The organism is Duganella sp. CF458 (assembly GCF_900113115.1).
Taxonomy (GTDB): Bacteria; Pseudomonadota; Gammaproteobacteria; order Burkholderiales; family Burkholderiaceae_D; genus Rugamonas.
Genome location: NZ_FOOF01000022.1, coordinates 57983 through 79033 on the forward strand (window position 1 = coordinate 57983; position 21051 = coordinate 79033).

Below are 21051 nucleotides of genomic sequence, written 5' to 3' on the forward strand. Positions count from 1 at the left end.
CTTCGTATGCGTGCAGCTTTAGTCGGGGTAGATTTCGGTCAGGGCGACTTTGCTGCCAGTATCGAGGAGTTGATGCTGCTGGCCCGCTCCGCGGGCGCAGAGCCGGTCACCACCATTACCGGTAAGCGGTCCGCGCCGGATGCCGCGTATTTCGTCGGCAGCGGCAAGGCCGACGAGATCGGCCATGCGGTGCAGGACCACCAGCTTGAAATCGTCATCTTCAATCATGCGCTGTCCCCAGCCCAGCAGCGCAATCTGGAAAAGCGCCTGCAAGTGCGGGTGCTCGACCGCACCAGCCTGATTCTCGATATCTTTGCGCAGCGTGCGCAAAGCCACGAGGGCAAGGTGCAGGTCGAATTGGCCCAGTTGCAGCACCTGGCCACCCGCCTGGTGCGCGGCTGGACCCACTTGGAGCGCCAGAAGGGCGGTATCGGCCTGCGCGGCCCGGGTGAAACCCAGCTCGAAACCGACCGCCGCCTGCTCGGCGAGCGCGTCAAGATGCTGCGCGCCAAGCTGGCCAAGCTGCGCAAGCAGCATGAGACCCAGCGCCGGGCGCGTGGCCGCAGCCATACTTTCTCGGTGTCCCTGGTCGGCTATACCAATGCCGGCAAATCGACCCTGTTCAATACGCTGACCAAGGCTGGCGTCTACGTGGCGGACCAGCTGTTCGCGACGCTGGACACCACCTCGCGCCGCGTCTACATGGGCGAGGAAATCGGCAATGTGGTGCTGTCCGATACGGTCGGCTTCGTGCGCGAACTGCCGCACCAGCTGGTGGCGGCTTTCCGCGCCACGCTGGAAGAGACCATCCACGCCGATTTGCTGCTGCATGTGGTGGACGGCGCTTCGCCCAGCCGCATGGAGCAGATCGAACAGGTCAACCTGGTGCTGCGCGAAATCGGCGCCGACCATATTCCGCAAATCCTGGTGTGGAACAAGATCGATGCGGCAGGCCTGGAGCCGGCGGTGGAACGTAATGAGTATGATAAGATTTCCCGCGTATTCATCAGTGCACGCACGGGCCAAGGCCTGAACCTGCTGCGCGATGCAATCTGTGAGGCAGCACGGGATGAGCAGGAGGCGCTCGCCAACCCCAAAGAAGAGGTAGCGCCAGATAGTATTCTCACCTTTACCCAAGTAGGATCTCACTAAAAGAAAAATATGCCTTTTTCCTCTCTCAAGAAAAGACTCGGCAACTATATTGCCCAGGAAGGCAAAAAGCCCGGCGAAGGACCGCCGGACCTCGATCAACTCTGGCGTGATTTCAACCAGCGCCTGAACGGCCTGTTTGGCGGCGGCAAGAACCGCGGCAGCAATTCCGGCGGTGGCGGCGGCAATGGCGGCGGCGACATGAAGGGCGCCAGCTTCACCTTTGGCGCGGTGGCTTCGGTGGCAGCGCTGGTGTGGCTCGCTTCCGGCGCCTTCATCGTGCAGGAAGGCCAGACCGGCGTGGTCACCACGTTCGGTAAATTCAGCCATACCACGCCGGCCGGTTTCAACTGGCGCTGGCCGTACCCGTTCCAGGCCAATGAAATCGTCAATGTGTCCCAGGTGCGCACGGTGGAAGTCGGCTATCGCGGCAGCGCGAAGACGAAGATGGCTTCCGAAGCGCTGATGCTGACCGAAGACGAAAACATCATCGACATCCAGTTTGCCGTGCAGTACAAGCTGAGCGACCCGGTCAAGTGGCTGTACGCCAACCGCGATGCGGAAGACACGGTGCGCCAAGTGGCTGAAACCGCGATCCGCGAAATCGTCGGCCGCAGCAAGATGGACTTCGTGCTGTATGAAGGCCGCGAAAAGGTCGCCACCGATACCCAGCAACTGATGCAGGCCATCCTGGACCGCTACAACTCGGGCGCGCAAGTGACCAATGTGACGATGCAGGGCGTGCAGCCGCCGGAGCAGGTGCAAGCCTCGTTCGACGACGCCGTGAAAGCCGGCCAGGACCGCGAACGCCAGAAGAACGAAGGCCAGGCCTATGCCAACGACATCGTGCCGAAAGCGCGCGGTGCGGCATTCCGCCTGATCCAGGAAGCCGAGGCGTACCGCGCCATGACCGTGCAGAACGCGACCGGTAATACCGACCGCTTCAAGTCCGTGCTGACCGAGTACCAGAAAGCGCCGGCCGTGACGCGCGACCGCATGTACCTGGACACCATGCAGCAGATCTTCTCCAACACCAGCAAGGTGATGGTCGACTCGAAGGCCGGCAGCAACCTGCTGTACCTGCCGCTGGACAAGCTGATCGCGCAGGTGGCTGCCACCGAAGGGCGCGCCGCCAGCGTGACGCCGCCGCCGCCGACGGCCGTGCTGCTGCCGCCGGAACCGACACCTGACCCGAACCGCCGTGATAGCCGTTCGCGTGAATCGTCCCGTGACAGGGAGGGCCGTTAATGAATCGCTTTGCAACTATCCTGATTACGGGCTTCATCGCCCTGATGCTGCTGTCGTCCACCGTGTTCGTGGTGGACCAGCGCAAGTACGCCATCGTGTTCGCACTGGGCGAAGTGAAGCAGGTGATCGCCGAGCCTGGCCTGCACTTCAAGCTGCCGCCGCCGTTCCAGAACGTGGTGTACCTGGACAAACGCATCCAGACCCTGGACCCGAAAGAGGCTGACCGCTTCATCACGGCCGAAAAGATGAACATCCTGGTGGATGCCTTCGTCAAATGGAAGGTGACCGATCCGCGCCTCTACTTCGTCTCCTTTGGCGGCGACGAGGGCAGGGCGGGCGACCGCATGCAGCAGATCGTCAAAGCGGCGCTGAACGACGAGATCACCAAGCGCACCGTGCGCGAAGTGATTTCCGGCCAGCGCGGCAAGGTCATGGAATCGATCCGCAGCAAGGTGGTGGACGAAGCCAAGCAGATCGGCGTGGAAATCGTCGACGTGCGCCTGAAACGCGTGGATTATGTCGAGCAGATCAACAATTCCGTGTACGAGCGCATGAAGGCCGAACGTGCCCGCGTGGCCAACGAAGCCCGCTCCACCGGCGCCGCCGAGTCCGAGCAGGTGCGCGCCGATGCCGACAAGCAGCGTACCGTGATCCTGGCCGAGGCATACCGCGAGGCGGAGAAGATCAAGGGCGAGGGCGACGCCAAGGCATCGCAGATCTATGCCGAAGCGTTTGGCCGCAATCCGGAGTTCTACAAGTTCTACCGCTCGCTCGAAGCCTACCGCGCTTCGTTCAAGAGCAAGGCTGACGTGATGCTGGTCGATCCGCAGTCGGACTTCTTCAAATACTTCAAGAGCGCCGGCAGCGGGAAGTAAGCGCCAGCGGCAAAAAAAATGGGGACGTACCCCAATTAATGGAGAAGTACCCCATTAATTGGGGTACGTCCCTATTTTTTTGCCGCCATTTTTTACCTGCACCGCAACAATTTCGCGTAAAATACGCGGTTTGGTCATCCGCTTTTGTGGGTGGCGTCGTTGCGCCTGCATTGTTTTTAATTCAATAGCACCAACCATGCCGAATTGGCTTTTGCCTGAATATATTGCCGACGTCTTGCCCTCGGAAGCACGCAAGATCGAGGAGCTGCGCCGTCAGATGCTGGATAACTTCCGGCTGTACGGTTACGAGCTTGTGATGCCGCCGATGCTGGAGTACGTCGAGTCCCTGATGACCGGCGCCGGCGCCGACACGGACCTGCGCACGTTCAAACTGGTGGACCAGATCTCCGGCCGCATGCTGGGCCTGCGCGCCGACATGACGACGCAAGTGGCGCGCATCGACGCCCACTTGCTGAACCGCGCCAGCGTGACCCGCCTGTGCTATGCCGGCTCGGTGCTGCATACCCGTCCGTCCGGCCTGCATTCGACGCGCGAGCCCTACCAGATCGGCGCCGAGATCTACGGCCATGCCGGCCTGGAAGCGGATGCCGAAATCCAGGAATTGGCGCTGGGTGCGCTGACCCTGGCCGGCTTCACCGACCTGCGCCTGGACCTGACCCATGTCGGCGTGCTGCGCGCGATCCTGGCGCAGGATGCTGCGGCAACCAGCGATTACGACGCCATTGTCGCGCTGCTGCGCGGCAAGGACGTGCCGGGCCTGCAGCAGCAGACCGCCAACTATAACGATACGACGCGCGCCGCACTGCTGGCATTGCCGAACCTGTACGGCGACGTCGACGTGCTGAAGCGCGCACGCGAGGTGCTGCCTGCGCTGCCGGGCATCACCCACGCGCTGGCCGAACTGGCGGCGCTGGCGGCATCGGCCATCGGCCGCGCCGAAGTGGCGATCGACCTGGCCGACCTGCGCGGCTACCAGTACGAGAGCGGCGCCATGTTCGCGCTGTACCTGCCGGGCCTGCCGAACGCGGTCGCACGCGGCGGCCGCTACGACCACGTGGGCGAAGCATTCGGCCGCGCGCGCCCGGCCACCGGCTTCTCGCTGGACCTGCGCGAGCTGGCACGCCTGCTGCCGACCGCGGAGCGCAAGCATTCGATCCGCGCACCGTGGGGCAATGCGCCGGAATTGAAGGAAAAAATCGCCGAACTGCGCAAGTCCGGCGAAGTTGTGATCCAGTCCCTGCCGGGTCACAACGATGATCAGGACGAGTTCGAGTGCGATCGCGCGCTGGTGCTCGACGAAAGTGGTAGTAACTGGATTCTCAAAAACTTAGGTTAATTGTGATGTCAAACAAAACTGCAAAGAACGTTGTTGTTATCGGCACCCAGTGGGGCGATGAAGGCAAAGGCAAGATCGTCGACTGGCTGACTGAACACGCCCAGGGCGTGGTGCGCTTCCAGGGCGGCCACAACGCGGGCCACACCCTCGTGATCGGCGGCGTCAAGACCGCCCTGCAGCTGATCCCTTCGGGCATCATGCGCCCAGGCGTGGCCTGCTACATCGGCAACGGTGTGGTGCTGTCCGTGCCTGACGTGCTGCGCGAAATCGACAAGCTGGAAGCGGCCGGCGTGGAAGTGGCTTCCCGCCTGAAGATCTCCGAGGCTTGCCCGGTCATCCTGCCTTACCACACTGCGCTGGACGCAGCCCGTGAAGCCGCCCGCGGCGCCGCCAAGATCGGCACCACCGGCAAAGGTATCGGCCCTGCATACGAAGACAAAGTCGCCCGCCGCGCCATCCGCGTGGCCGACCTGCTGAACGCAGAGCGCTTCGCCGAGAAGCTGAAAGAGAACCTGGACTACCACAACTACGTCCTGGAAAACTACCTCAAAGCGCCGAAGATCGATTACCAGAAAACCCTGGACGATGCGCTGGCCTACGTGCCGCGCCTGCGCCCAATGGTGACCGACGTGTCGTCCGCGCTGTACGCGACCCACAAGGCCGGTGGCGCCCTGTTGTTCGAAGGCGCGCAAGGCTCGCTGCTGGACGTCGACCACGGCACCTATCCGTTCGTCACCTCGTCGAACTGCGTGGCAGGCAACGCCGCTGCCGGCGCCGGCGTCGGTCCTGGCATGCTGCACTACATCCTGGGCATCACCAAGGCCTACACCACCCGCGTTGGTTCCGGCCCGTTCCCATCCGAACTGCCGACCGATGCAGGCGTTGGCCACCACCTGTCCTCCGTGGGCCACGAATTCGGCACCGTGACCGGCCGTGCCCGTCGTTGCGGTTGGTTCGACGCAGCGCTGCTGCGCCGCTCGGTACAGATCAATGGCGTGTCGGGCATGTGCCTGACCAAGCTGGACGTGCTGGACGGCCTGGAAACGCTGAAGATCTGCACCGGCTACACCATCAACGGCAAGCAGGTCGACATCTTCCCGGTCGGCGCTGAAGACGCGGCACTGTGCCAGCCGATCTACGAAGAGATGCCAGGCTGGACCGACAGCACCGTCGGCGCCAAGTCGATGGACGCGCTGCCTGCGGCCGCCCGTGCCTACATCAAACGCATCGAAGAAGTGGTCGGCGTGCCGATCGACATGGTATCAACCGGTCCCGACCGCGAAGAGACCATCGTCCTGCGCCACCCATTTGAATAAGAAAGAATAAGAGCATGACCACTCCTGTATCCGACCAAAAGCACCTGTGGGTTAGCTGGGACGAGTACCATCGCCTGATCGAGCGCCTGGCGCTCAAGGTCCACGAATCGGGCTGGAAGTTCGACATGGTGCTGTGCCTGGCGCGCGGCGGCGTGCGTCCCGGCGACGTGTTCTCGCGCATCTTCGACGTGCCGCTGGCGATCCTGTCGACCAGCTCCTACCGCGAAGAAGCCGGCACCGTGCGCGGCGACCTGGATATCGCCAAGTACATGACCATGACCAAGGGCCCGCTGTCCGGCAGGATCCTGCTGGTCGACGACCTGGCAGACTCCGGCGTGACCCTGACCAAGGTGATGAAACACCTGAAGGACAACTTCGAAGGCGTCACCGAGGTGAAATCGGCGGTGATCTGGACCAAGGGCTGCTCCGCGTTCAAGCCTGACTACCAGATGGAAGAGCTGCCGCACAACCCATGGATCCACCAGCCGTTCGAAGACTACGACGGCCTGCGTCCGCACCAACTGGCGGCCTGGATCAAGAAAGGCGAAACCGCCGCTTGATAGCGGACGGCTTCGGATAAAGGGGGGAAGGGCGAAAGTCCTTCCCCCTTTGTTTTTTCAACGTACTTCCAGCAGCTCGACGTCGAAGATCAGGTTGGCGTTGGGCGGGATGGGACCGACGCCGTTGCTGCCGTAGCCCAAGCTGGCAGGCACGATCAAGGTGCGCTTGCCGCCGACTTTCATGCCCTGCACGCCCTGGTCCCAGCCGGGAATCACTTGCCCAGCGCCGAGCGGGAAGTTGAACGGGCTGCGGCCAATGGAGGAGTCGAATTGCGCGCCGTGCTGCTGTGGCGAATTCGGTTCGTAGATCCAGCCGGTGTAGTTCACGGCGACGTTCGAGCCGGCCAGCGCTTCCTTGCCGGTGCCGACCACGGTATCGATCTTTTGCAGCGGAATGGCCGCAGCTTCGGATTGCGCCGGTGTCTTGCTGCGCTCGCAGGCTGAGAATGCCATGGCAAGGCTGGCGCCGATCAGGCAGGAGGTCAATAGTCGTTTCATCATCTTCTTTCGAAATTTACGGAAAAATACGGAAAAATACGGAAAAGAAGCGAGTGTACTGAATCCGCTACAAAACACGAAAAAAATAGCCATGCGTGGCAATTCGAGATATTTCCAAAAAGAAATGCCTATACAATTCTTGGCATCATTTTGCTGTGGCCGGGATTGTCGATGTTTCCTTCGATGCTGTTGTCTTTGATGCTGGCGGTTTCCCCCCCTGAACCGGGCGGCGCTCCAGCCGCCAAACCGGCCGTGCTGCAGAAGCATTGGACCGAGCGCAAATTCGACGCCATCGAGCGTGGCCTGCGCGACGCGTGCACGGCCGACCCTGCCGGCGTCGAAGCGCAATTCGACAGCTATTTCCGCACCACGCAAAGCTGGGAGGCCGACCGCAACGCGCTGGAACAATGGCGCCAGCAAGCGCCCGATGGACTGGCGCAGGCGCTGCTGGAAGCCATCTACTGGCGCGCTTATGCCGCGCAACTGCGGCTGGGCGCGGTCGGCCACCTGCCGAAAGAAGCCATGCAGTTCTACCAGGAGCAATTGGGGCGCGGCATCGCGCGCCTGCAGCATGTGAAGGCGCAGGCCAATACCTGCCCGCTGTGGCATAGCCTGACCATCAGCCTGCAGCTTGAGGGCGCAGGTTCGCGCCGCAGCGCTGCCAGCGCCTACCTCGAGGCGGTGCAGGCCTTCCCGCACGACCGGCAGATCCACTTTGCCATGTCGCGTGCCTACAGTCCGCGTTCCGGCGGTAGTGCGGTGCAGTTCGACCAGTTTGCGCGGCGCGCCGTATTCTTCACCAAGGCGGTGGAGGGCGGCGCCATGTATGCGCGCCTGTACTGGCGCGAAGACGGCAATGGCAGCGCTGCGATCCAGTTCCGCGAGCAGCGCGGCCTGCCGGAATGGCGCATGGTGAAGAGCGGCTTTGAAGACCTGCTGCAGCGCCATCCGCAAGACCTGCGCGGGCGCAACAAGTTCGCCTCGTTCGCCTGCCGCGCCAATGACCGCCAGACTTACCTCAAGCTGCGCCAGGAACTGGGCGAACGGATCATGCCGGAGTTGTGGCCGGACGTGGCCGGTGTCGAGGCTTGCGACCGCAAGCTGGGCAAGGGTGGTGCAGCCGCAGTTTCGCCAACGCAAGCCAGTGGTGTAAACTCCCACTCATGACCCAAGACTTCTTCCAGACCTTCATCCTGCTGATGCTGGTGACCGACCCGTTCGGCAATGTTCCCATTTTTGCATCGGCGCTGGCCACGGTGCCCCCCAAGCGCCGTCCGAAAATCGTCGTGCGCGAATGCCTGATCGCCTTCGTGGTGCTGCTGGTGTTCATGTTCTTCGGCAGCCACTTCCTCAAGGCCCTGAGCCTGTCGGAAGCCTCGCTGCGCATTGCCGGCAGCGTGATCCTGCTGTTGATCGCGATCCGCATGGTGTTCCCGCATCCGGACGGGGTGCTGGGCAAGCAGGAGGGCGGCGAACCGTTCATCGTGCCGCTGGCGATTCCCGCGCTGGCAGGGCCTTCCGCGCTGGCCACGGTGCTGCTGTTCTCGCGCGAGAGCACCGGTGAAGTGCTGACGCACGTGGCAGCGCTGGCCGCCGTGGTGGTGGTGTGGCTGGTGGTATTCCTCGGCGCCGAACGCTTGCAGAAAGTTCTCGGCACGCAGGTGATGACGGCCTTCGAACGCTTGATGGGCCTGATCCTGGCCGCGATGTCGATCGAGATGCTGTTGGCCGGCATCCGCGATTTCGTCAAGACGCTGTAAACGGAAAGGCATGGCGGGCAACTTCAACTACTTCAGGATCGAGGCGGCTGCCGACAGTGAACTGTTCGGTGCGAGCCTCTCCGTGGACTTCAATTCCGCCATTGCGATGCCCCAGGGCCTCGACCTGGAATGGACCAACGTGGTCGAAACCGGGTATGAAGCGGTCCATGGTGCATGGCAAAAAGTTGCCAGGCAGTGGATGTTGAAGGAGGCCGCGACCGGCCTTGGACTGGCCTTTCCGCTGCAAAGCAGGGCGGATTTGCTGCACGCCTTTGAAAGCATGGAATGCTGGCCCGAATACAAAGCGCTGGCCGCCCGCGCGGCCGCCAACCTGGCCGAGCACGGCTTCGCGACGCGTGAGTCATGGCAGTTGAAGCACTGGGGAACCGAAGGCAATGCGGAAGGCAGCATGGTGGAGGCGGACAATGGCGGCACGGTTGCCTGGTTCATTGCCAACCAATGTCCAACGCCGGTGCTCAAGGCATGGTCCAGGCTGAACCCGGGAATCGACTTCCATGTCACTTACGCCGACGACCAACTACGCGGCGGAAAACGCTTCACCGTTCGCGATGGGGGCATAGGCCAACAGGCAAGCCTGCAGCGCGACGAACGCGAGGCTTTGGTGCATGCCTTTGCCAGCAGGCGCGCCAGGATCCGCTGAACCAGTCCCTGCTCGGGCGGCAGTGCCAATTGCCGTAACAGATTCAGCGGCGAATCGATTTTATTTTTTTACAACATCTCCTTTGAAAGGATGATGGCTCTTCTGCTAAGCTAGCGCGTCGCCCGCCCGGGCTCAACAGGGATGCCGATGTATTTCGCCGAGATCTACAACCAGTGGCGCAGCCGCCGCGGGGCGCGCCGCCAGCCGGGCCAGGCCTTGCCGCGCACGGTGTACGCGCTGGGCGCCACCAGCCTGCTGACGGATGTGTCGACGGAGATGGTGGCCAGCGTGCTGCCGGTCTACCTGATGCTGGCACTGCACCTGTCGCCGGCGGAATTCGGGGTGGCCGATGGCCTGTTCCGTGGCGGGGCCGCCGTGGCGGCGTTGCTGCTGGGCGGTTTGCTCACCTACGGCAGTGGACGCAGCAAACTGATCGCCGGCGCCGGTTATGGCATGTCGGTCCTGGCCAAACTGGCCCTGCTGGCCAGCGGAGCGTTTGCCGCCATCGTTGCCTGCCTGGCGCTGGACCGCCTCGGCAAGGGCCTGCGCGCCGCACCACGCGATACCATTCTCGCCGCCAGCGTGGCGCCGCATCAACTGGGCCTGGCATTCGGCACCCATCGTGCGATGGATGGGGCAGGGGCCCTGGCCGGTCCGCTGCTGGCGGCAGGCCTGCTTTGGCTGGCGCCGCAGCAGTACACCTTGTTGTTCCTGGTAGCGCTGGCCTTTGCGCTGGCAGGCATGGCGGTCTTTGGCCGGCTGGTGCCAGCCGACGCCGCTGGAACGCTGCCCGCTTCCGCGCCACGCGCGCAGGATCGGCTTGCACTACGCACCCACTGGCAGCGCTGCCTGCCGCCGGCTTGCCGCAAGCTGCTGGCCGCCGCCATGCTGTTGTCCCTGTTCACTGTCAGCGAAGGCATGATCTACGCGCAGATGCAGCAAAGCTTTGCGCTGGAACCGTTCATGCAGCCCTTGCTGCCGGTCGGGACCGCCGCAGCCTTCCTGTTGCTGGCCGCGCCGATCGGCTGGCTGGCCGACCGTGCCGGCAGGCTGCGCGTGTTCGTCGGCGCCCATATCGTCCTGCTGCCTTTGTACGGTTTGCTGTGGGGCGCGGCCGGTGCCACGCCGCCGGTATGGCAGGCCGCCGCGCTGGTGCTGTTGCTTGGCTGCTACGTCGCCGCGACCGACGGCGTGCTGATGGCCGCAGTCGCAGCAGCCGTGCCGCCGGCCGCCCGCGGCATGAGCCTGGCCTTGTTCGCGGCGGGCATTGCGGCTGCCAAGCTGGCCTCATCCATGTTGTTCGGCATCCTGTGGGACCGCTACGACGTGACGGGTGCCGTGCTGGTGTACGGCGCCGGCCTGCTGTGCGCACTGGCCTTGTTCGCCCTGTTCAATCCGATGCGCCTTGCCGGCGTACCTGCCCAACTGTTGCCCGACACGCCATGAAGTCCACGCTGCTTGCCGTCTTTGCCTGCCTCTCCCTGGCGGCCGTTCCTGTTTCGGCGGCCACGCTGCTGACGCGCTACACGCTGGGGGCCGATGCGGGCCGGCTCGACGTGCTCAAAATGCCCGGCGGGCAGGCGCAAGGCCAGTTGGGCCTGCGCTGCGAGCGCATGCACTACAGCGCAGGCGTGCTGGCTTGCCTGCGCGCGGTGCCGGGCCAGGGCCTGAAGCTGGACCTGGCCGACAAGGCCGGGCAGGTGGCGCAGACGCTGTCGTTCCCGAACGTGCTGTTGGCAAGCCGGGTGCGGGTGGCGCCCAACGGGGCCCTGGCTGCCTTCACCGGCTTTTCCGGCGGCCATACTTATACCGGGACCGATTTCACCACCCGCACTTACGTGATCGACGTTGCGCGCAAACGCCTGCTGGCCGATCTGTCCACCTTCCGCGTGGTTGAAAGTGCTGCGCTGCAGATGCCGGCGCGCCGCTTCAACGTGTGGGGCGTCAGCTTCGACCCCAATGCACAGGGGCGCTTCGTGGCCACGGTTGGGGCGGGCGGTGCGGTGTTCCTGGCCCAGGGCGACCTGGCGTCAAAAACCCTGGTCCTGCTGCGCAAGGAAATGGAGTGCCCATCCTTTTCGCCGGACGGCAAGCGCATTGCCTTCAAGCGCCGCAAGCCCGATGGCGGCTGGCTGCCGGCCATTTACGAGCCCGCCAGCGGACGCGAATGGGTGATGCAGGAAACGCGCAGCATCGATGACCAGATCCTGTGGCTGGACAACGCCACCATCGCCTACGAGCTGGCGCGCCCCGGCCAGCCGGAAGGCGGCGAAACCGATGTGGTGGTGCGGCCCGCGGCCGGCACTACGGCATCGGCCATCCTGCGCGCCGGCGGCGGATCGCCCAGTTTGTTCGATTAGTGTTCTTGCAACACTATCAAATTGGTAGTAACAATCCCGGGAGACGCCCCGGCTTCCCCTGAGGCAAACCCTGCCATATCACTAATTCCTGGTGCAGGGAAGAATACAAATTTATCTTTTTAAAAAGTTATCACAAAAGACATTCTGCTAAGCTGGCCGGCGATTATTGCCAAAAGGCATTCAAAACCTTATTAGCCAGGGAATGAACGTGAAACTCGTCCGCACGGCCGCCAGCGGCCTCCTGTCGTTTGCTTTGCTTCTCCAACTGATGCTGTGCAGTGCTCCCGCCCAGGCGCAGGACACGCCGCTGAGCCGCGGCCTCGGCTGGCTGCAAGCCCAGGTACAGCCCGACGGCGCGCTGAGCGGGGAAGCGGCTTCGATCGCGACAGCGCTGCAGGCGCGCAGCGAGACGCTCTACACGCTCAAGCTGCTGGGAGCGCCGGCCGCCAGCCAGCTGCCGCTGCGCCAGTCGCTGACGGCCGAGCAGGACCTGAGCACCGAATACATGGCGCGCCGCGCCTGGGCCCTGGGTTACGGCGGCGTCGCGCAGCCGGCCCTGATCGAAGAATTGCAAAAGCGCCAGAATGGCGACGGCGGCTATGGCGGCGACGGCGGCTATGCCTCGAACATTGCCGACACCTCGTGGATGCTGCTGGCCCAGCGCGCCGGCGGCGCCCAGCCCGATGCGGCGGCGGTGACGCGCGCACTAGCCTTCCTCGATGCCAACCACATGGCCGACGGTTCGTTTGCCGTCAACCGCCAGGCCAGCATGTACGCGACCCTGAAAGCCATGCTGGCATCGGCCGCCTGGTCCAGCCAGCAAGGCGCCGGCTCCTTCAGTGCGCAGTCGCTGAACTGGCTGCTGGCGCAGCGCAATGTGGCCGGCAATTTCGGCAATCCTTTCGACAATGCGCTGGCGCTGTGGGTGCTGGCCACCCAGACCGCCGACCAGGCCATCCTGAAACCGGCTTCCGACGCGCTGCTGGCCAGCCAGCTGGCCAACGGCAGCTGGAACGACGATCCTTACCTGACCGCAGTGGCCTTGCGCGCGCTCTACCTGGTCAACCATCCACCGGCCAGCAACGGCAGCGCCTCCGTGCGCGGCCTGGTGGCCGATGCCGCCAGCGGCCTGCCGCTGGCCGGCGCCAGCGTGCAGGTGGTGGCCGGCGGCGATGCCGCGACCGGCAGCGATGCCAACGGCAACTTCACCCTGTCCGGCATTGCAGCCGGCAACCTGACGCTGCGCTTTGCCCGCCTGGGCTACGCCAGCCGCGATATCAGCCTGACTGTCGGCACTGGCCAAAGCCTGAGCATCGGCACCGTGGCGCTGGCGCCGGCTTCGCTAAGCGCGACCCTGTCCGGCATCGTGCGCAACGACAGCGGCCAGCCGCTGGCCGGCGCCGTGGTGGCGGCCGGCACCGCTGCGGCCACCACCAATGCCAGCGGCGCGTATTCGATCGCCAACCTGAGCCCTGGGCCGCTGACTGTTACCGTCACGCTGGCCAACTACCGCACGGCAGCCGCTACCCTGGACGTGGCGGCCAATACCAACTACACCTTCTCGCCGGGCCTGATTCCGGTTTCGAAGCCAGTGCCGACCACTGCCACCATCAGCGGCAAAGTCGTCAACGCGACCACCAAGGCCGGCATCGCCGGCGCCACCGTGAAGGTGGCCGGACAGAGCGTGACCAGCACCAGCGGCGGCGCCTTCAGCGTGGCCAACGTGGCGCCGGGCGCTTTCACCATCGCGGTCAGCGCAAGCGGCTACCAGCCGGTGAGCGGCAGCGGCACGGCGGTGGCCGGCCCCAATGCGATCGGCGATATCGCGCTGTCGGCAATGCCGACGTCCTCGACGCTGAGCGGGTTGGTGACCGATGGCGCCACCGGAGCGCCGGTGGCCGGCGCCACCGTGGCGGTACAAGGGCAGGGCGCCGCGGTAGTCACCGACGCGGCGGGCAAGTACAGCATCGCCGGCATCACCGGCACCGGTTTTGCGCTGAACGTGGGCGCGGCGGACTACTTCTCGCAAGTGCTCAACGTGGCGCTGCCGCAGGCGGGCAATGCGCGCGTCGACGTCAAGCTGCAAAAGCGCGACAGCACTGCGGCCGACATCAGCTTCATCAAGGTGGCCACGCCGCAGCACAGCTACTACGCGACCGGCCTGATTCCGCTGGAGATCCTGTTGGCGAACAATGCCGCCAAAGCCGCTAGCGTGCTGGTGACCGCGCAGGTGATCAACACGGAAGGCAGCATTGTGCACACTTACCTCGGCAACCCTGGCGTAAGCTGGCGCGGCCAGGAGCCGGACAACCGGCCGCTGGCGCTGGGCGCCAACAGCACCCTGGAGCTGATGCTGGAGTGGAATACCCTGCGCCTGCCGGGCGGCATCTATACCGTCAAGGCGCGCGCCTTTGATGAATCGGGGCGCGTGGTGGCGGAAGCGGACGGCGATTTCGAAGTGATTGCCGCGCCGCGCCTGGCGGGCGGCGTGCTGGCCGACCCGCCGCTGGCGCAAGCCGGCGCCAAGACCGTGGTCAGCTTCACCGGCGACGTGGTCAACAACGGCAACCAGGCGCTGGCGCCCGGCGACATGCAGCTGAAGGTCACCCTGGCGGCACAGGAACCCGTCAACGGCCAGACTGAAGCGAGCGTGCGTACCCTGGCGAGCGGTGCGCCGCTGCTGCGTGCGCGCAAGCTGAAGATGGCGCCGGCCGGCTGGCTGTACACCGTCAACTACAGCGACGGCAAGGTGCTGCGCCTCGATACCGACGGTACCCAGACCATATTGGGCCAGCTGCCATCCGGCTATGCCTATGCCGATGCCGCCATGGATGCAGCAGGCAATATCTGGGCCGGCCACAACGCCGTGTTGTACCGCCTGTCGCCGCAGGGTGTGCCGACCCGCTTCGACATGGCGCAGATCAACGATATTGCGGCGGTCACCTCGACCGCCGAAGGCTTGCTGCTGGCGGGCCGCTACAACGGCGAGAGCCGCCTGGTGCTGCGTGCCGACAACGGCCAGGAAACCATCCTGGCGCGTAACGGCTTCTCCGGACCGGTAGCGCTGGTGCAGGACGATGCCGGCAATTACGTGGTCACCAACAGCAGCGACGGCACGCTGGTCAAAGTCTCGGCCGGCGACGGCAAGATCATGCCGTTCGTACGCAACCTGCGCAATCCACAGGGCATTGCACGCGATGCGGCAGGCAATTTCTACGTCGCCGAGGCGGACCTGTCGCGCGTGGCGAAAGTCAGCCCGGCAGGGGAGCTCAGCGTGTACGCGAGCGGCCTTGGCACGCCATATGGGCTGGCCTTCGACGCCAACGGCACGCTGTATGTCAGCGACACCAATAACGACGCGCTCCACACTGTCCAGCCGAATGGCACCGTGCGCCTGTTCGCACGCGGCTTCGGCAACGGCCCGCGCGGCATGGCCTACGACCTGAATGGCGACCTGCTGCTGTTGAATAACGCCGATGGCACGCTGCGCCGCAAGGATGCGCAAAACAATGTCAGCTTCGTCGCCAGCGGCATGTCGCAGCCCTACAACCTGGTGGTGCTGCCGAACGGCGACTACCTGGTGACCGAATACGGCAACGGCAAGGTGACGCGCATCAGCAATGGGGTGAAGAGCACTTTCGCCACTGGGCTCAACGGTCCGCTGGGCATCGCCCTCGACGGCGCCGGCAATGTGCACGTCACCGAGTACGGCGCCAACCGCATCGCCAGGCTGGCGCCCGACGGCAGCAAGCTGGGTGTTACCGAGAGCCTGCTGGTGCGTCCATACCAGGTGCGTGCAGCGGCCAACGGCGACGTCTACATCCGCAATTCGGGCAGCATGGTGCGCTATGCCGGCGGCGAGTACAAGTACTGGCACCGCAGCTTCAACTACACCAACTGGACACCGGATGTCACGCCGGGCGCGCTGCTGGCACTGACCGGCACCACCCTGGTACGCATCGATTCGGCCGGACTGGTGACGACCGTGCGCAGCGGCCTGCCGTTCACGCCGTACGCGGTGGCCGTCGACCCGGCCGGGAATATCTACCTGAGCGACTATTCGAACCGCAAGATCCACAAGCTCGATACCACCGGCACGCTGCGCGAGCTGGTAACGCTGGCCAATTATCCATCCACCGCCTCGATGACCGACCTGCAGTCCGATACGGCGGGCAACCTGGTGCTGCGCACCGGCGGCGGCTTCTACCGGGTATCGCCGGAAGGCGCGCTGACACCGTTCACGTTCACGCTGCCGCATATCTATAACTGGACAGCGGGCGGCGAAAACGAGATCGTGGTCTTCAACTACGACAAGACCTACCGCGTCAATACCATCACCGGCGCCACCACGCTGCTGATGTCGCGCGGCTATTACGGCCCGAACGGCAATCTCGCATTCGGTGCCGTCAGCCCGGACCACAAGCTGTGGGCGGTGGACGATTCGCTGTACACCCTGACCGCGCACACCATGGCGGGCGAAGAAGTCGCGCGCCTGCACGGCTTCGAGAATCCGACGTCGATCGTCTTCAGCGGCAGCGAGATGCGCTTCGTCGACAATTCGGAGCGCTTCATGTGGTATGCCGACGATGCCTACCCGGCCTACCAGGGCAAGTTCCAGGCGCGCTACCTGGCCCATGCCGGCGGCGTGACCTATGGCACGGCGTCCAGCACCAGCATCAACAAGTACGTGGGCGGCTCCAAGGTCTACGAGCAGTATTACAACGCCGGCAATTTTGGCCTGGGCGGCCTGGCGGTGCGCCCGGATGGCGGCCTGGCATACTCGTATGCGGATGACGGCCGCGTCGTCATCCTGTCGCCGGCCAAGGCGGTGGAACTGGACTTCGCCGGGCTGCGCGCGCCACAGGGCCTGGTCTTCGATGCCAGCGGCAAGCTGTACGTGGCGAGCAATTCCAATAATATGGTGCTGCGCTTCGCGCCGGCCACCAGCTCGGCGGGCAGCATTTTCGCGCGCATGACTTCGCCGATCGGGCTGGCCTTCAACAGCGGCGGCGACTTGCTGGTTGCGCGCACCAATGGTGTTGATCGCGTCAACGGCGCCGGCATCGTCAGCAACCTGTCCACGGTGGGCGGCATGAACGGCATGCTGGCCGACGGCGACCAGCTGGTGATGGCCAACCGCAGCACCAGCCAGTTGAACAAGCTGCGCCAGCAGGGCGCGGGCTGGGTCGCGGACGTGTTTGCGTCCGGCCTGTCCAATCCCGTGGCATTGCGCCAGACGGCAGGCGGCGCGACGCTGATGCTGAACATCAGCAACAACACCATCGTCAGCTACCAGAACGGCAAGGTCGACCACCTGGCCACCGTGCCGGCCGGCTTGAGCGCGTTCGACCTGGCGCCGGACGGCAGCATGCTGGCTGTCGGCAGCAACGGCACTGTAGTGCGCATCGGCACCGACGGGGTGACTTCCGACCTCCTGATGAACAACCTGGTCAACCGCTGGCAGCTGAACGGCGTGGCCGTGGCCAACGACAGCCAGTCCTACCTGGTGGCGCAGGACGACAGTTCGCGCGGGGTGCTGTATGCCATGACGCAAAGCGCGCCGCTGCAGCCGCCGGCCGTGGGCAGCGTGGTGTTCGAAGCCGTTGTGCCGATGGCGGAACTGGGCATCGACGGCAGCTACCAGAAGCTCAATTTCGGCACCTGGGTGCCGCCATACGGCGGCGACTTCCGCATCGAGATGAGCCGCAGCGGCATCGACGGCAGCATGCAGAACTTCCTGCACGTGGGCCCGAATGCACAAAGCCAGCTGACCGCCGCGCGCAGCGAACTGCCGCCGGGCGACAGCGTGCTGGCAATGTGCCTGGACCTGAAAGGCGCCGACTACACCACCATTTCGCGCGTCGAGATGGGCCAGGTGCGCACCGTCAGCAAGAGCCTGACGCCGTACGGAATGGCGAGCGACCGCGCCGGCAACCTGTATGTGACCGATGCGGGCAAGCTGTACCGCACCGACGCGTCCGGCAGCAGCATTGTGGTCGCCAGCGGCATGAACCTGGCGTATGGCCTTGCCAGCGACTCGCAGGAGAACTTCTACGTTGCGTCGCGCAACGCCAGCACCAGCCGCTTCGAAGTGCTGCGCGTGACCCGCGACGGCAGCAAGACCGTGCTGGCCGACCTGGGCGTGACCAATGCCGCCGGGGTGCAGGTCAACAGCCGCGACGAGGTGCTGGTGGGCAGCGTCGGCAAGCTGCTCAAGGTGACGCAGCAGGGCGCGGTGTCGACTGTCGCGACCAGCGGCTTCCCGAGCCCGCGCGGCATTGCCGTCGACGGCCGCGACAACGTCTATGTCCAGAACGAGAACCACTCGGTGTCGATGATCAAGCCGGACGGCAGCTCGGTGGCGATCTTCAGCAAGGCCGACGGCGACGACCATCCCTACTTCGAAGGCGACGGCTATCCGAATATCGCGGCCGACTGCGCCGACAATTTCTACATCGCTCCGTTCAAGTGGACGCGCATCAACCAGGATGGCGAGGAATACTCGCTGGCCCAGGTGGTGCCGCGCACCGGCCAGATCGCGCGCCTGTTCGACGCCCGCACGATTGCGCCGAACCTGTCCGATATCGACTACCTGGCGTTCGACCGCTTCAACAACCGCATCCTGATGTGGAACCACAACGACCAGTCGATCTGGCAGGTGCCGGTCACCTGCGGCGCGATTGGCGTGCAGGCCCACCTGGTGGCCAAGGCCGGCCAGCAGCTGACCGGCGCCAGCAAGCCGCCAAGCGCCGTGGTGCCGCTGACTGACGGACGCACCGAGTACGTCTGGAACCTGCGCGACGTGACCGCGCAGGGCGCGCAGGTGTGCTTCGGCGCCAACCAGGCCGGCATGCAGCTGGGCGAGGTGCGCCCAACCCTGGATTCCGGTTTCATCAGTTTCCAGAACACGTTTGCCGCCGGCGACGTGACGGTGCCGCTGAAGGTGCCGATGGTGCGCGCGGCGAACGTGATCAATATCGGCGCCACCACCGACAAGCCGGAATACCTGGCAGGCGAGAGCGCGCTGGTGACCACCTCGCTGGCCAATGCCAATACCGAGGTGGCCAACGGCGACCTGCGCGTGGATGTCTTCGATGCGAGCGGCGCGCTGGTGAACACGGTGACGCAGCAGGCTGTCGGCATTCCGGCCGGCGGCTCGCTGCAGGTCAATGGCGCCTACGCCGCCGGCCAGCTGCAGCCGGGCGCGTACACCGCGCGCGCTGTGCTGAGCGAGAACGGCCAGGCCGTGGCCAGCGCCAAGGTGGACTTCCGCGTGCTGGCCGACGCGTCGCAGGCGGCCGCCGTCACGACGCTGGCGCTGGACAAGCAAAACTATGCCCCGACCGACCGTGTGGCCATCAGCTCGCGCGTGACCGGCCAGTCGGCCAATGTGACCATGGAAAACCTGACGCTGGCGATCCAGGTCTACAACCAGTCCAATGCCCAGGTATTCGGCAAGGCGCACGCGGTCGTGCAGCTGGCGCCGGGCGCCAAGCTGGAATTCGCGTCGCCGTTCCGCATGGTCAATGCGCTGCCGGGCACTTACCGCGTCGAGCAGCAGCTGCGCGACAGCGCGGGCCGCGTGCTCGACAGCCGTAGCGCGGCCTATGCCGTCAGCTCGAGCGCGGAAACCGGCTATGGCCTGGGCGGCAGCATTACCGCCATGCCGAAGCTGGTGCCGATCGGCGACAGCCTGGCCTTCACCTTCCAGGTGATCAACAACGGCAACAGCGCGCTGGACAACCTGCCGCTGACCGTCAGCCTGCTCGATCCGGTGGCGCAGCAAGTGCGGGCGGAGTTCCCGTACAGCGCCAACCTGGCGGCGGGCGGCGTCTACAACGGCGCCGGCAACTGGCTGGCCGATGGCGAAGCAGGGCGCAACTACGTGGCCAAGCTGGGCGCCACCGTCGGCGGCAAGCAGATGACGCTGGCCCAGGATGCCTTCCAGCTGCTGCCGAAGTCCAAGCCTGACGTCAAGCTGGACATCGGGCAGCAACTGGTGGCCGGCAACCGCGTGCTGGCCCTGGTGTCCTGCAACGACGACGAGAACGATGCGCCGGGCAATGACGGCAAGCCGCCGGTCTGCGTGACCGAGCGCATGCAGGCAATCGACGCCGCGCTGACCGCGCTGGAGCTGCCGCACCTGGTGGTGACCAGCCCCGAAGCCTTCCAGGCCAAGCTGCGCAGCGGCCTGTTCAACACCTATTGGGTCTCCGGCAAGGAGGACAAGATGAGTGTCCAGCAGGTGGCCGAGCTGCGCGAACGCATCAACGGCGGCGATGGCCTGATCGTGGATGGCGTGCACGACAACCGCAACAAGGTGTTCGACAGCGTGACCGGCATCCTGTACCGCGGCAAGATCGGCCAGACCAACCTGGCGGTGCGCTTCACCGGCCCGCTGTTCGAGAGCCAGCGCCTGCTTTCCGTCGGCCGCGCACTGAAGCCGATTGCGAACGGCAGCACGCCGCAAGCCGAGTTCGACGCGGTGCTGCCGCAGAACGCCGGTCCGGCGGTGTTCAGCAACACCTACGGCAACGGCCATTCGATGCTGTTCGCCTTCGACCTGGCCAGCAGCCTGGCCGGGGAGCCGGGCTGGCTGCCGGTACTGCGCTCGGCCCTGGCGGCTGTCCTGCCGAACGTTGCCGAAGTGCCGATGGGCGGCGCCCTGGTGCCGCTGCGCACCACGATCGCCAACCAGTCCGAAGCCGTGGACCTGGACGTGACGGTGCAACTGCCGGCCGGCGCCAGCTACCATGCCTCGGCACCGGAGGCGCTGTTCGACCAGGCCAGCAATACCGTGCGCTGGAGGCTCGCGCTGTCGGCGGGCCAGACGGCCAACCTGGACCTGCAGGTCAGGGCGCCGGAGACGGCCGGCCAGTACGTGCTGGAGACCACGGTGAGCTGGCTCGACAAGGGCACTGCCGTGCAATACGGCGGCAAGCTGCAGCGCGGCGTGACCGTCAACAGCGCCAGCCAGTACGGCAGCGCGGCGCTGAACGCGATCGACCAGTTGCCCGTGACGCATCCGAAGTACCGCAAGCCGCGCGACAACGCCGCCAACGCCGTGCGCGCGGGCATCGGCTACTTCGGTGCCGGCACCCAGGCCGGCTACGCGGCGGCGATCGCGGCGCTGCTGGAGGCGACCGACAACCTGCTGGCGCTGCCGAACGACACGGCAGCGATCCGCCAGCAGATCGATTGCGTGCTGCGCGAAGCCGAGTGGCGCTGGAGCCGCCTGCAACCGAAGCAATAAGAAAACACGAACGA

The 21051-nt window shown here is 65.0% G+C and carries 14 protein-coding genes; 12 read left to right on the forward strand and 2 right to left on the reverse strand.

Annotation, left to right across the window (positions count from 1 at the left end; genetic code table 11):
- Positions 1 to 6: 6 nt before the first annotated feature.
- From hflX to hflC, 3 genes are read left to right on the forward strand one after another with little or no spacing between them, the layout of a single operon-like run.
- Positions 7 to 1152 (forward strand): GTPase HflX, encoded by a 1146-nt coding sequence (gene hflX, locus BM269_RS26310; protein WP_090444594.1) that lies wholly within the window; start codon positions 7 to 9, stop codon positions 1150 to 1152.
- A 9-nt stretch (positions 1153 to 1161) separates the two neighbouring features.
- On the forward strand, positions 1162 to 2397 hold the full coding sequence (hflK, locus tag BM269_RS26315; RefSeq protein WP_090444597.1) for an FtsH protease activity modulator HflK: 1236 nt from the start codon (positions 1162 to 1164) through the stop codon (positions 2395 to 2397).
- Positions 2397 to 3272, forward strand: coding sequence for a protease modulator HflC (hflC, locus tag BM269_RS26320; RefSeq protein ID WP_055931615.1), 876 nt, complete (start codon positions 2397 to 2399; stop codon positions 3270 to 3272). The genes hflK and hflC overlap by 1 nt, the downstream gene beginning before the upstream one ends.
- Before the next feature lie 54 nt (positions 3273 to 3326).
- Here the strand turns inward: hflC and BM269_RS29565 are convergent, their stop codons facing one another.
- Positions 3327 to 3470, reverse strand: a complete 144-nt coding sequence (locus BM269_RS29565; RefSeq protein ID WP_170860489.1) for a hypothetical protein — start codon at positions 3468 to 3470, stop codon at positions 3327 to 3329.
- Here BM269_RS29565 and BM269_RS26325 point away from each other — a divergent pair.
- The 3 genes from BM269_RS26325 to BM269_RS26335 are packed head-to-tail and all read left to right on the forward strand — an operon-like array spanning position 3469 to position 6505.
- On the forward strand, positions 3469 to 4629 hold the full coding sequence (locus BM269_RS26325; RefSeq protein WP_090444601.1) for an ATP phosphoribosyltransferase regulatory subunit: 1161 nt from the start codon (positions 3469 to 3471) through the stop codon (positions 4627 to 4629). The genes BM269_RS29565 and BM269_RS26325 overlap by 2 nt on opposite strands.
- A 5-nt stretch (positions 4630 to 4634) precedes the next feature.
- On the forward strand, positions 4635 to 5945 hold the full coding sequence (locus BM269_RS26330; RefSeq protein WP_090444603.1) for an adenylosuccinate synthase: 1311 nt from the start codon (positions 4635 to 4637) through the stop codon (positions 5943 to 5945).
- Positions 5946 to 5959: 14 nt separating this feature from the next.
- The gene (locus BM269_RS26335; RefSeq protein WP_090444606.1) at positions 5960 to 6505 is read left to right on the forward strand and encodes a phosphoribosyltransferase; all 546 of its coding nucleotides are present in this window, start codon (positions 5960 to 5962) and stop codon (positions 6503 to 6505) included.
- Positions 6506 to 6562: 57 nt separating this feature from the next.
- Here BM269_RS26335 and BM269_RS26340 read toward each other — a convergent pair whose 3' ends face one another.
- Complete coding sequence (locus BM269_RS26340; protein ID WP_090444671.1) at positions 6563 to 7003, reverse strand: FKBP-type peptidyl-prolyl cis-trans isomerase; 441 nt, start codon at positions 7001 to 7003, stop codon at positions 6563 to 6565.
- A 171-nt stretch (positions 7004 to 7174) separates the two neighbouring features.
- Here BM269_RS26340 and BM269_RS26345 point away from each other — a divergent pair, with 171 nt between their 5' ends.
- The 6 genes from BM269_RS26345 (at position 7175) to BM269_RS26370 (ending at position 21037) form a co-directional block, all read left to right on the forward strand.
- A complete protein-coding gene (locus BM269_RS26345; RefSeq protein ID WP_090444609.1) occupies positions 7175 to 8170 on the forward strand; it encodes a hypothetical protein in 996 nt (331 codons plus the stop codon).
- Complete coding sequence (locus BM269_RS26350; protein ID WP_090444612.1) at positions 8167 to 8763, forward strand: MarC family protein; 597 nt, start codon at positions 8167 to 8169, stop codon at positions 8761 to 8763. The genes BM269_RS26345 and BM269_RS26350 overlap by 4 nt, the downstream gene beginning before the upstream one ends.
- 10 nt (positions 8764 to 8773) lie before the next feature.
- Positions 8774 to 9424 (forward strand): hypothetical protein, encoded by a 651-nt coding sequence (locus tag BM269_RS26355; protein ID WP_090444615.1) that lies wholly within the window; start codon positions 8774 to 8776, stop codon positions 9422 to 9424.
- A gap of 141 nt (positions 9425 to 9565) precedes the next feature.
- The gene (locus tag BM269_RS26360) at positions 9566 to 10870 is read left to right on the forward strand and encodes an MFS transporter (RefSeq protein ID WP_090444618.1); all 1305 of its coding nucleotides are present in this window, start codon (positions 9566 to 9568) and stop codon (positions 10868 to 10870) included.
- Positions 10867 to 11784 (forward strand): TolB-like translocation protein, encoded by a 918-nt coding sequence (locus BM269_RS26365; RefSeq protein ID WP_170860490.1) that lies wholly within the window; start codon positions 10867 to 10869, stop codon positions 11782 to 11784. Before BM269_RS26360 ends, BM269_RS26365 begins: the two co-directional genes overlap by 4 nt.
- Before the next feature lie 208 nt (positions 11785 to 11992).
- Entirely contained in the window at positions 11993 to 21037 is a 9045-nt protein-coding gene (locus BM269_RS26370; RefSeq protein ID WP_170860491.1) for a carboxypeptidase regulatory-like domain-containing protein, read from the forward strand.
- Positions 21038 to 21051 lie beyond the last annotated feature (14 nt).